The 13,203-nt window shown below is 26.6% G+C and carries 11 protein-coding genes; 1 reads left to right on the top strand and 10 read right to left on the bottom strand.

The window, feature by feature from the left end:
* Nucleotides 1–44 precede the first annotated feature (44 nt).
* The 9 genes from pyrE to recG all read right to left on the bottom strand — a co-directional run bounded on the left by pyrE (nt 45) and on the right by recG (nt 11,427).
* A complete protein-coding gene (pyrE, locus tag HF862_RS02775; protein ID WP_170186402.1) occupies nt 45–668 on the bottom strand; it encodes an orotate phosphoribosyltransferase in 624 nt (207 codons plus the stop codon).
* 3 nt (nt 669–671) lie between these two features.
* Nucleotides 672–1,868, bottom strand: a complete 1,197-nt coding sequence (locus HF862_RS02780; RefSeq protein ID WP_170186403.1) for a dihydroorotase family protein — start codon at nt 1,866–1,868, stop codon at nt 672–674.
* Nucleotides 1,862–2,587, bottom strand: a complete 726-nt coding sequence (gene pyrF, locus HF862_RS02785; RefSeq protein ID WP_304205375.1) for an orotidine-5'-phosphate decarboxylase — start codon at nt 2,585–2,587, stop codon at nt 1,862–1,864. Before pyrF ends, HF862_RS02780 begins: the two co-directional genes overlap by 7 nt.
* 37 nt (nt 2,588–2,624) lie before the next feature.
* Nucleotides 2,625–3,551 carry a dihydroorotate dehydrogenase gene (locus tag HF862_RS02790; RefSeq protein ID WP_170186405.1) on the bottom strand — a complete coding sequence of 309 codons (927 nt, stop codon included), beginning with the start codon at nt 3,549–3,551 and terminating at the stop codon, nt 2,625–2,627.
* Nucleotides 3,552–3,564: 13 nt separating this feature from the next.
* Complete coding sequence (locus tag HF862_RS02795) at nt 3,565–4,368, bottom strand: dihydroorotate dehydrogenase electron transfer subunit (RefSeq protein WP_170186406.1); 804 nt, start codon at nt 4,366–4,368, stop codon at nt 3,565–3,567.
* Nucleotides 4,369–4,377: 9 nt separating this feature from the next.
* Complete coding sequence (pyrB, locus tag HF862_RS02800; RefSeq protein WP_170186407.1) at nt 4,378–5,448, bottom strand: aspartate carbamoyltransferase; 1,071 nt, start codon at nt 5,446–5,448, stop codon at nt 4,378–4,380.
* Nucleotides 5,449–5,719: 271 nt separating this feature from the next.
* Entirely contained in the window at nt 5,720–7,507 is a 1,788-nt protein-coding gene (gene hflX / locus HF862_RS02805; protein ID WP_170186408.1) for a GTPase HflX, read from the bottom strand.
* Between the two features lie 71 nt (nt 7,508–7,578).
* Entirely contained in the window at nt 7,579–9,294 is a 1,716-nt protein-coding gene (locus tag HF862_RS02810) for a proline--tRNA ligase (protein ID WP_170186409.1), read from the bottom strand.
* A 78-nt stretch (nt 9,295–9,372) separates the two neighbouring features.
* On the bottom strand, nt 9,373–11,427 hold the full coding sequence (gene recG / locus HF862_RS02815; protein ID WP_170186410.1) for an ATP-dependent DNA helicase RecG: 2,055 nt from the start codon (nt 11,425–11,427) through the stop codon (nt 9,373–9,375).
* A gap of 120 nt (nt 11,428–11,547) precedes the next feature.
* On the opposite strand from recG, the gene HF862_RS02820 reads away from it, so the two are divergent.
* Nucleotides 11,548–12,315: an IclR family transcriptional regulator gene (locus HF862_RS02820; RefSeq protein ID WP_206038983.1), complete on the top strand. Its 768-nt coding sequence runs from the start codon at nt 11,548–11,550 to the stop codon at nt 12,313–12,315.
* A 224-nt stretch (nt 12,316–12,539) separates the two neighbouring features.
* Here HF862_RS02820 and HF862_RS02825 read toward each other — a convergent pair whose 3' ends face one another.
* Nucleotides 12,540–13,202: an RraA family protein gene (locus HF862_RS02825; protein ID WP_240934761.1), complete on the bottom strand. Its 663-nt coding sequence runs from the start codon at nt 13,200–13,202 to the stop codon at nt 12,540–12,542.
* Between the last annotated feature and the right edge of the window lies 1 nt (nt 13,203).

Raw genomic sequence — 13,203 nt, forward strand, 5'->3', positions numbered from 1 at the left:
AGGTCAGAATCATCTGACCTATCAATTATTTAATTTAGTGTTTATTACACACCCCAAGTATTAGGTGATTTATTCCATTTTAAAGCTATTTCTTGTTCTTCTTCAGTTAAGTATTTTTGTTCTGTTGCTAATCCAATTAAAGTTGTAAAATCAGATATATTTGTTAATTTTACTCCAGCATTAGCAAAATTTTCTTCAGCTTTTGTAAATTGATATGAGAATATTGCTACAACTTCAACTTCAGTAGCTCCAGCTTCTTTAGCAGCTTGAACAGCTTTTATAGAACTTCCTCCAGTAGAAATTAAATCTTCTATAACAATTACTTTTTTCCCTTCAAAATCTGCCCCTTCAATTTGTCTTCCAGCTCCATGGTCTTTTTTCTCAGAACGAATATATGCCATTGGAACATTTAATCTTTCAGCTATAAAAGCAGCCCAAGGAATTCCAGCTGTTGCTGTACCAGCTATTACATCAAACTCTTTTTCTTTTAAAACTTCGATAAATCCATCAACTACAACCTTTCTTTCTTCTGGATATCCTATCATTTTTCTATTATCACAATATATTGGACTTTTTATTCCAGATACAAAAGTAAATGGTTGTCCTACATTTAATTTTACAGCTCCTACAGATAATAATGAATGTGCTACTCCTCTTGCTCTATCCATCTTTTACATCACTTCCTTACCAATTTTTTTATTAATAAATTTTTTATTATTATATACTATATTTCCTCTTACAATTGTTGTAAGAACTTCTCCACCTTTTAAGAATCCCTCATAAGGTGTCCATCCACATTTAGATACGACATCTTCTTTTTTTATTCTTTCTGTTGTTTCTAAATTAATAATTACTAAATCTGCATCATATCCAATTTCTAGTTTACCTTTATTTTTTATATTAAATATTTTCGCAGTATTTTCACTCATTATTCTTGTTAAATCAGTTAAAGTTATTCTTCCACCAGCTACACCTTTTAACATCATTTCTAAAGAATGTTCAACCCCTGGTATTCCAAAAGTTAATTTTTCTAATTTTTCTTCTAATTTATGGGGAGCATGGTCTGTTCCTATTGTATCAATAGTCCCATCTATTATCCCTTCCCATAAAGCTTCATTGTCTTCTTTTGTTTTTAACTCAGGTTTCATTCTTAGAAGAGAATTCTTTAAAACATCTTTTTCATTTAAAAATAAATGGTGTGGTGTAACCTCTCCATATATCTTTAAACCTTTTTTCTTTCCAATTCTTACCATTTCAACTTCTTCTTTTGTAGATAAATGACAAAGATATACTGGAGTTCCTGTTTTTTCAGAAAGTTCTATAGCCTTTTGTACCATCTCTCCTTCTGCATGTACTCCTACTAATTTAGAAGCTCTAAAAATATTTTCTAATATTTTTTCATCTTCAACTAACATATTTCCTGTTGAAACATTCATAAAAACTTTTGTAGCTACTACTAAATCTTTAACTTTTTCTACTTCTGTGCTATTATCTAGTTTACTTCCACCAAAATAAAATCCATAGTTCACATAACTTCTTCCAACAGCATCTTTTTTCTTTTTTAGAAGTTCCTCTTCAGTTATTGTATTTGGAATTGTATTTGGCATATCAAAAAAAGTTGTAACTCCACCTTTAGCACATGCTTTACTTCCTGTTTCAAAATCTTCTTTATGAGTAAGTCCTGGGTCTCTCATATGTACATGAGGGTCTATTATCCCTGGAATTATATAATGACCTTTTGCATCTAAAATTTCCTCTTCCTCTTTTATGATTTCATCAGAAATTTCAACAATTTTTTCATTTTCTATTAATATATCTTTAAATTTTATTTCTCCATCAATAACTACTAATCCATTTTTTATTAGCATAGATTTCCCTCTTTTAATCCTTCTTCTATCTCAGCTATTACCATTTTTGTAGCATTTACTGGGTCTTCGTTTTTAGTTATAGGTCTTCCAACTACTAAGAAATCACAACCATTTAACATAGCATCTTTTGGAGTCATTATTCTTGTTTGGTCATTAGTAGCTGACCAAGCTGGTCTTACTCCTGGACATACAGTTTTAAATTCTTTTCCTAAAGCTTCTTTTATATATTTAGCTTCCCATGGAGAACAAACTACTCCATCCATTCCAGCTTCTTTTGTAAGTCTTGCTAGATTCATAGCTAATTCTTTTATACTTACTTCAGTCATAAATGTTTCTTTTACTTCTTCTTCTGATAAACTTGTAAGAATAGTTACAGCTATTAATAAAGATTTATCATTTATTTTTTTAGCTTCTTCAACTACTTTAGACATCATTTTTTTTCCACCAGAAGCATGTACATTAAACATAAATACATTTTCTTTAGCAGCAAATACAGAAGCCATAGCTGTAGTATTAGGAATATCATGGAATTTTAAATCTAAAAATATTTTTTTCCCTTTTTCAGCTAAATACTCTACCATTTTTCCTTTAGAATTTAAAAATAATTCAAGACCAACTTTATAAAAAGAAGCTGTGTCTCCTAATTTTTCTACTAATTCAACTGCTTTATCCATTGTTGGAAAATCTAAAGCTATTATTAATCTATCTTTTGCATTTATCATTTTTATCTCTCCTTAAACTTTATTTTTAATTTTATTATTTTTTAAAAGCCATTCCTCTTATATCTTGTAAATTTTCTAAATTATTTTCTTCTACATATCTTTCTAATCCTTCTTTTACCTCAACAGGTAACATTGGATTAGGGAATATTCCTGTTCCTATTGATACCATAGTTGCTCCAGCCATAATAAATTCTATAGCATCTTCATAAGAATTTATTCCTCCCATTCCAACTATAGGAATATTTACATTTTGAGCTACTTGATATACCATTCTTACAGCTACTGGTTTTACAGCTGGTCCTGAAAGTCCTCCCATAGTATTTCCTAATATTGGTTTTCCTGTTTTTATATCTATTCTCATACCTAAAAGAGTATTTATCATAGATATAGCATCAGCTCCGTTGGCTTCTACTATTTTTGCTATTTCTACTATATTAGTTACATTTGGAGAAAGTTTTACTATTAATGGTTTTTTAGTTAAAACTTTTTTAACCTCTCTAGTTGTTCTTCCAGCCACTTCTGGATTAGCTCCAAAAGCCATTCCTCCATCTTTTACATTAGGACAAGAGATATTTAATTCAACTAAAGCTATTTCTTCTATCTCATTTACCCTTTTTGCTATTTCAACATATTGTTCTACTGTACTTCCATTTATATTAACAATTAAATTTGTTGTAACCCCCTCTTTTTTTAATTTTGGGATTATTTCTTTTTCAAATACATCTATTCCAGGATTTTCAAGTCCAACACAATTTAATATTCCACTGGGAGTTTCAGCAATTCTTGGTCCCATATTTCCTGTTCTTGGCTCTAGTGTAAGTCCTTTTAATACAATTCCACCTAATTCATTAGGATTAAAATAATCTTTATATTCTAATCCAAAACCAAAACATCCAGAAGATGTAAGAATTGGATTATCAAATTCAACTCCTAAAAAGTTAACTTTTAACTTATTACTCATTCTATTTCCCCCCTTATTTACATCCACATGGTTCTAGATTTTTTGGATTAATATCTATTATCACTCTACTATCAAAAACAGGTCCATCATGACAAACTTTTTTCATTCCTTCATTAGTTAAGATTGAACATCCTACACAAGCTTTTACTCCACAAGCCATTCTCTCTTCTAAAGAAACTTCACAATATACTCCAAATTCTTGTGCTGTTTTACCTACAAATTCTAACATTTTGTGAGGTCCACAAGTATAAACTCCATCTATTCCACCTTTTTCTAATAAAGTTCTTAATGGCATAGTTACATTTCCTTTTATTCCTAAAGAACCATCATCAGTAGTTATATATGTTTCAATTCCTTCAAGATTTATATTATTTATTATTTCTAAAGCACCTTTATTTCTTCCACCACAAATATAGATTACTTTATTTCCATTTTCTTTTAATCTTTCTATAAGAAGTTTTGTAGGAGCTATTCCCATTCCTCCACCAACAACTATAATTGTTTTATTCTCAATATCAGTTGTAAATCCATTTCCTAATGGCCCTTGAATATTTAAAGTATCTCCCTCTTTTAAGTTTGCAAATTCTTTTGTACCTAAACCTTTTACTTCATAATAAAACTCTAAAATATTTTCTGATTTATTAATGTAGTGTAAACTTATAGGTCTTCTAAGGATTGTCCCTTGCCCTTTACATTGTAACATATAAAACTGTCCAGCTTTTGCTACATTGATAGACTTCTCTCCTTTTAATTTCATTAGATAATAAGTACCAAAAACTTGCTTATTTTCTAAAACTTTGCAATCTTCTAAAAACATATTCTCCTCCTATTTTTTTATCTCTCTTCCACAATAATAACAGAATGTTTTACCATTTATTATTTCTATCTTATTATCTGTTTGTTCAAATTTTGTTATACAATTATGATTTTCACAAACTTGTTCTTTTGAATAAATTATTTCATTTTTTTCTTTTTCTTTATAGTTTATATTTAATTTGTCAAGAGCTATCCCTATCATTGCTTCTCTAATAGGCACTCCATTTTTAGCTTGTTTAAAGTATAAAGCATGTTTTGTGTCATCTAAATCTATATTTATTTCATTTACTCTTGGTAAAGGATGTAAAATTATCATATTTTCTTTACATTTTCCAATAATTGTATCTTTTGAAATAATATATACATCTTTTAATTTTTCATATAATTCAGGTTTTTCAAATCTTTCTCTTTGAATTCTAGTCATATAAAGAACATCTACTTCTTTTAAAATTTCTTTATAGTCACTGACTAATTCATATTCAATTCCTTTTTCTTCTAATTCATCTATTATCTCTTTTGTAATTTGTAACTCATCTGGTGCTACAAAATAGAATTTTTTACATTGAAATTTTGAAAGAGCTTTTGCTAATGAGTGAACTGTTCTTCCATATTTTAAATCTCCTACAAAAGCTGTAACTAATCCATCAAGAGTTCCAAATTCTTTTTTTATTGTATATAAATCTAAAAGAGTTTGACTAGGATGTTCATTAGCTCCATCTCCAGCATTTATAACTGGTATATCAGATACATCTCCAGCAAATTTTGCTGCTCCATCTCTTAAATGTCTCATTATTACAATATCAGAATATCCATTTATCATCTTTATAGTGTCTCTTAAACTTTCTCCTTTTTTTAAAGAAGTAGCATCTGGACTATCAAACCCTAAAACTTTTGCTCCTATTCTAAAACAAGCTGATGTAAAAGATAATCTTGTTCTTGTAGAAGGCTCAAAGAAAAGAGTCGCAGCTATTTTATTATGAATTAACTCTTGTTTTGGGTCTTTCTCTAATTCTTCAGCTCTTTTTAAGATTTCTAAAATTTCTTCTCTGTCAAATTCTTTCATTGAAATAAAGTTTCTCACAGCTATCCCCTTTCATAAAAAAAGGAATAAAAATTACAATTTTAGTAATTCCTATTCCTTGAAATATTAAAATAATTATAAATGGTGTATTGAAAAATAAAAAGATTTAAAAAATTTTCTTTATAAAAAAATTTTGAAAAATTTTTTATAAGTCCTTTCATTGTGTTTTCAATACCCTCCTTTTGTTTTTTCACAATTTTAGAGATTATATCACATTTTTCTTTTTTATTCAAGAATATTTTTGGACTATTACTAAAAATTTTATTATTCTTTATTTTTCATACTTTCTACATTTATTATACACTTTTTCATCTACCATAGCAACTATATATATTCCTTCATTTTGATATTCTTCTGATAAAACAGAACTATTATTATGAATATATGCTGATACATAAGTATCTGTATAAGGAATTATATATTCTACTTTTCTTAAATCTTCTGGTAATTTTTCTATTGCTTTTTCTAATAATAAATCTACATTTATATTTTCTTTTGCACTTATTCTTACTGTTTCATAAGTTGATAATTTTTCCTCTATCTCCAACAATTTTTCTTCAGTTATTTTATCTGTTTTATTAAGAGCTAATATTGTTGGCTTATCTTCACAACCAAGTTCTTTAAGAACTCCCTCTACAACAGAAATTTCTTTAAATAAATTTTCACTTGATGAGTCTACTACATGTATTAGTGTGTCTGAAAAAATTACTTCTTCTAATGTAGATTTAAAAGCTTCTACTAAGTCATGTGGAAGTTTTCTAATAAAACCAACTGTATCTATCACAGCAACTTCTTTTTTATCTTTTAATTCTACAACTCTAACTGTGGTATCTAAAGTAGCAAATAACATATTTTCAGCGAAAACATCTTCTGTTTTATTACTATTATCTTTACAATAATTTTTTACAATTAAGTTTCTAAGAGTAGATTTTCCAACATTTGTATAACCTACTAAAGAAATTTTTCCCATATTAGATTTCTCTCTTTTTTCTCTTTGAGTTCCTCTAATTTTTTTTATTTTTTCTAATTCTGTTTTCAAATTAGATATTTCATCTTTTATTTTTCTTCTATCTAACTCTAGTTTTGTTTCTCCAAGCCCTCTATTCCCTAGACCTCCACCAATTCTAGATAACTCAGTTCCAAAACCTATTAATCTTGTTCCTTTATATTTTAATTCAGCTAATTTTACTTGAATTTTTGCTTCTTTTGTTCTAGCTCTTCTTCCAAAAATTTCTAATATCAAAGATGTTCTATCAATTACTCTACATCCTATATTATCTTCTAAGTTTCTTATTTGTATTCCTGATAACTCTTCATCAAATATTATTAAATTAGCTGCCCTAATTTGTTTAGCTCTAGCAAGTTCTATTACTTTTCCACTTCCAATATAAAAACTTTTATCTATTTTACTTCCTTTTTGTAATATCATATGCACTGTTTCTATATCACAAGCACTAGCAAGTTCTTTTAACTCATCTAAACTTTCTTGACTCTCTCTTCCAACTAAAATAGCATATTCTTTATAATCTTCATCTATATTTCTAGCTCTTAATTCTTTTTCAATTTCTTGAACTTTAGCTAAATAATTATAATCTTCTACAGTAGAAAGATTTTTAGATAAATACTCTTCATGTAAAATATTATTGTCTTGAACTTTACAAAATCCCATTGAAATTCCATTTATCTTTCCATCTTTATTAATTCCAATAGCTGAAATAGCATCTAATTTTAATTCTATAAGTGCTGAAATATCTACATCTGAAAGTTTTGGATTTCCATTTGGATGAGTATGAATAATTCTTATTCCACAAAGTTTTCTCTCTTTATACTCTACTTTTGGTAAAGTAGCACTTCCACTATCCCCTATATTGATATCTAAAATTTTTCCATTTCTATCTATTGCTATACTAATCTCTTTATTTATTAAAGTACTAATTTCTACAATTTTTAAAATAATATCTTCTCTTAAAAATTTTCCTTTTTCTATTTTTTCTTCAAATAAATTTTCAAGTTCTTTTAATAAATAATCTTTAACTCCTTGGATATTTCCACCTATCATTTTATCCTCCTATATTGATTACTTATTTTTCTATTTTCTAAAAAGAACGACTAAAAAGTCGTTCTCTCTAATTAGTATTTTTTCATTAATTCTTTTACAGTCTCAACTACTTTTGATTTTTCAATTTCAATAGTTTCATTTGTTCTTCTTATTTTTAATTCAACAATTCCTTCAGAAGATTTTTTACCACAAACCACTTTAAATGGGAATCCGATTAAGTCAGCATCTTTAAATTTGAAACCAGCTCTTTCGTTTCTATCATCATAAATAGTTTCTATTCCATTTTCTTCTAATAAATTATGTAATTCTTCAGCTAAAGAAACTTGAGTTTCATCTTTCATATTAGTTGCTATTACATCTACTATAAATGGAGCAATTGCTGTTGGCCAAATAATACCATTTTCATCATTATTTTGCTCAATAGCAGCTGACATTGTTCTAGAAATTCCTATTCCATAACATCCCATTTCCATAACAACTTCTTTTCCATTTTCATCTAATACAACTGCATGCATTGGAGTAGAATATTTTTTACCTAATTTAAATATATGTCCACATTCTATTCCTCTTGCTACTCTTAAAGGTTTTCCACAGATTGAACAGATATCTCCTTCTTTAACTTTTCTTACATCAGCTACTATATCAGCTGTATAATCTCTTCCATAATTTACATTTAAATAGTGAGTATCTTTTTGATTTCCTCCAGCTGTGTGGTTAGGAATATTTATTACAGACTCATCAGCTATAACTGTTATTCCTTTTGATTTTAAATCTAATCCATATGGTCCTATGAATCCTTTAAATAATCCTAATTTTTCAATTTCTTCATCAGTTAACATAACTATATCTATTGTATCTATAAGATTTTTTACTTTAACTTCGTTAACTTCTATATCCCCTCTTATTAATACCATATAAGGTTTATCATTAACTACATCTTTATACATTATAGCTTTAACTGTTCTTTCTATTTCTACTTCTAAACTTTTTACAACATCTTCTATCTTTGCAATATTTGGAGTTGGAACTAATACTGGTTCTTTTAATTCTTCTTTAGGAAGATTTGTTATTACATTTGTAGCTTTTTCTACATTTGCCCCATAATGACAAGAATCACAGAAAATTAATTCATCTTCTCCTGAGTTTGCCATAACATGAAATTCTTTTGAACCACTACCACCAATTGCCCCTGAATCAGCATCAACTATTCTAAAATCTAATCCACATCTTGAGAATATTTTTGAATAAGCTTGTTGCATATTATCAAATTCTTTATCAAGTCCTTCTCTATCTACTGAAAAAGAATATCCATCTTTCATAAGGAATTCTCTTCCTCTCATAAGTCCAAATCTAGGTCTTCTTTCATCTCTAAATTTAGTTTGTATTTGATATAAATTTATTGGTAATGCTTTATATGAAAAGATATCACTTCTAACAATATCAGTTATTACTTCTTCATGAGTAGGTCCTAATACAAAATCTCTTTCGTGTCTATCTTTTAATCTAATCATTTCAGCACCCATTACATCCCATCTTCCTGACTCTTGCCATATTTCAGCTGGTTGTAATACAGGCATAAATAACTCTACAGCTCCTGCTTTATTCATCTCTTCTCTTACAATATTTTCTACTTTTCTAAGAGTTCTATATCCCATTGGCAAATAAGTATAAACTCCACTAGCCAATTTTTTTATCATTCCTGCTCTAAGTAATAGTTTGTGACTTACTATTTCTGCTTCTTTTGGGGTTTCTTTTAGAGTTTTTATATAATATTTACTAAATCTCATTATTCCCTCTTTCCTCCTTAAAATTTCTTCAAATTGTACTCTTCATTCTATCATACTTTTTTATTTTTTAAAAGTTTTTTAAATACTTTCTTTAAATTTATCTAAAATATCTCTTGATAAATATTCGTTATTTATTTTTCCATTATTTTTATTTAAATAATCTAAACAAATTTCTTTTACAAGTTTTATAGTTTTAACATCTTGAGTTATATCTATAAATTTTAAATCACTAAAACCAGATTGTTTTACACCAAATATTTCTCCAGCTTTTCTAAGCCTTAAATCCTCTTCAGCTATTTCAAAACCATCATTTGTTTTTTCCATTATTCTCATTCTAGCTTTAGTATTATCATTATCACTATTAGAAATTAAGAAACAATAAGATTGATACTCTCCTCTTCCAACCCTTCCTCTTAATTGATGTAATGAAGATAATCCAAATCTTTCTGCATTAATAATTGTAATAATACTTGCATTAGGCACATTTACCCCAACTTCTACTACTGTTGTAGAAAGTAAAATATCTATCTCTTTATTTTTAAATTGTTTCATTATTTCATCTTTTTCTTGATTTTTCATTTTTCCATGAAGAATTCCTATTTTTCTATTAGAAAATATATTTTCTATTTCTACTTTATATTCTTCAACAGATTTTGCTGAAATTTTGTCACTATCTTCTATTAATGGTACTATAAAATAACTTTGTCTTCCCTCTTTTAATTTTTTTTCAATAAATTCATAAACTTTTTGTAAATCACTATCATTATTTATCCATTTAGTTTTTATAGGTTTTCTTCCTGGTGGTAATTCGTCTATTATGGATACATCTAAATCTCCATATATACTTAAAGCTAAAGACCTTGGAATTGGAGTAGCACTCATTACTAATAAATTAGACAAAATTCCTTTATCTCTCAATTTTTTTCTTTGTACAACTCCAAATCTATGTTGCTCATCTATTACTATTAATCCTAAATTTTTAAATTCTACATTATCTTCAATTAAAGCATGAGTTCCTATTAAAAGTTGAGCTTCTCCATTCTTTATATCTTCAAGTAATTTTTCTTTTTTCTTTCCTTTTATACTGCCTGTTAGTAAATCTACTCTCACTCCTAAATTTTCAAATTCTTCTTTTACAGAAAGATAATGTTGTGTAGCTAATATTTCTGTTGGAGCCATTATTACACCTTGATAATTATTTTCTATTATATATAATAATAAAACCATTGCCACTATAGTTTTTCCACTTCCAACATCACCTTGTATAAGTCTATTTATATATATTCCCTCATTTAATTCTTTATATATTTCTGTAATAACTTTTTTCTGAGCCTTTGTCAGTTGAAAACCTAAATTTTCAAGATAATTTTTTACCAGATTTCTATTATCTTTTAACTTATAATTTCTTTCATGTAAATTTCCAGATACATATTTATTTTGTAAAATTCCCATTTCTAATACTAATAATTCTTCTATAGCAAATCTTCTTTTTCCCTCTTCTAATAATTTTTTATTTTCTGGAAAATGAATTTCTTTCAAAGCAGATTTTCTATCTAAAATTTTATATTTTTCTACAATTTCATTTGGAATATTTTCATAAAAATATTTTGAATAATTATTTAATATTTTTTTTAAAATTTTTCTTAAAGAATTTTGAGTAAATGCTTTTGTTGTACTATATATAGGTAATATTTCTCCCTTTGAAACTTCCTGTTGATTAGATACTTTTTTATATTCTGGATTTGTCATTTGAAAATTATATCCAGGTTTTACTTGACCTATTAGTATATACTCTTCTCCAACTTTTAAAGTTTTTGCTAGATAAGGCATTTGAAACCAAACTACATCTATAACTCCAGTTCCATCTGTAGCTCTTGCTTTAGTCATCTTTACTCTTGAAGGTATATATGGATTTGTTATAGATAAAAACTGTACTTTTAAAACTACATACTCATTTCCTCTCAATTCTTCTATTTTTTTTATATTTGTTCTATCATCATAGGCTCTAGGAAAATAATAAATCAAGTCTTTCAATGTAAAAATTCCTAAAGATAAAAGATTTTTTTTCTCTTTAGGAGTTATATTATCTAAATTTTCTATTTTTTCAAAAATTATTTCATAATTATCTTCCATAATCTTCTCCAATATTTTTTTATTTTTTATTATATCATATTATTTAATAAATAACTCTAAAAATAAGTTCTATATTTAATAATTATATTGTATAATATAAAAAAATAAGAGGTGATATAATTGAAAGAAAAAATTATTACAGAAAAAAAAGTCCCTGCTGTTGAAAAAGCTGATAAAATTTTTGAATTTTTATATATTAGAGAAAAAGCTAATCAATCTACTATATCTAAAGAATTAAATATACCAAAAGCTACTACTCATAGGTTATTATCAGTATTAACTGAATTAAATTATTTAAATTTTGAAGATCATCTATATTCTCTTGGAGAAAAATTCTCTATTTTTTCAAATAAAAATGATAAATATACTTTAATAAAAAATATATCTCATCCTTATTTAGAAGAGCTTTCTTTAAAATTTAAAGAAACTTTTAAATTAAGTGTATTAGATGATAATGTTATTAGATGTATTGCAAAGATTGTAAGTGGCGATTTAATTAAAGTTTCTGTAAATGAAAACTCTATCTATCCACTACATGCTGGAGCTGCTAGTAAAATTTTAATTTGTCAACTTAGTGAAAGTAGGTTAAATAAATTATTACCACCTACTTTACCAAAATATACTGAAAATACAATTACTGATAGAGAAGAATTAAAAAAAGAACTTTTTAAAATTAATATTAATAAGCTTTCTTTTGATAATATGGAACATTCAGAAGAAATTAAAGCTGTTGCTGTACCAATTTTAACTGAATCAAATAAAATTATTGCCGCTATTAGTTGTCCTTGTTTTTCTGATGACTTAACACAAGAAAAAACTAATTTTTTAATTTCTGAAATGAGAAAAGCTTCTTCTGAAATTTCAAAAAGATTAAAATATTTTAAATAATATTCCTATAAAATATTTTATTATAATCTAAAAATAAATTTAGAAAATAATAAGTTTTTAATTTATTATAGAAAATTAAAAACTTTATATTAATATTAAATAAAAAATATTAATTAAATTTAAATATATAAGTTAGAATTAAAAAAGCTGAAGATTTTAAAATTATCTTCAGCAATTTTTATATTAAAATTTATTTAATTTAAATATTAATTTTATCTATAGTTTTATAAAACTCCAAATTTTTTAAATGCTTCTGTAGAACTCATTCCATTTCTTATCGCTTCTACAAATTTATTTTCACCTTTTATTTTTTCTAAAGCCTCTTCTATTACTTTTTCTTCCACTTCTCTTGGAACTACTACAACTCCATCTTCATCTGCCACTATTAAATCTCTGTTATGAATTGTCACGCCTCCTATTTCTATAGTACAACGAAAATCCACAACTTGAGTTCTTACTCCAGAATCTTGAGCATAACTTCCCATACTAAATATTGGCCAATCTATTTTCTCAATTTGTCTTGTATCTCTATGGTATCCATTGATTATAGCTCCTACTCCTCCTCTGTATTTAGCAGTAGTTGTTAATAACTCTCCCCAATAAGCACATCTTTGAGTTCCACCAGTGCAAATATAAATTTCATTTTCTTCTATTTGATCTAGTGCTTCTGTTAATCTTCCAAAAGGTTTTTCTTGAGGACCAAAAACATCAATCATTAATACTGTCATTGCATAACCAACTATTTTTTGCCCTTTTTTCATAGCTTTTATTTGTGGTGGTAAAATTTGATGATAATATCCATAAGAATCTAAAATATCTCCTATAACAGAAGTATTTAATTTTTCTTTTATTATTTCTAATAATTCATTTTTATTTAATTTCATCATA

It is taken from the genome of Fusobacterium sp. FSA-380-WT-3A, assembly GCF_012843705.1.
GTDB lineage: Bacteria > Fusobacteriota > Fusobacteriia > Fusobacteriales > Fusobacteriaceae > Fusobacterium_B.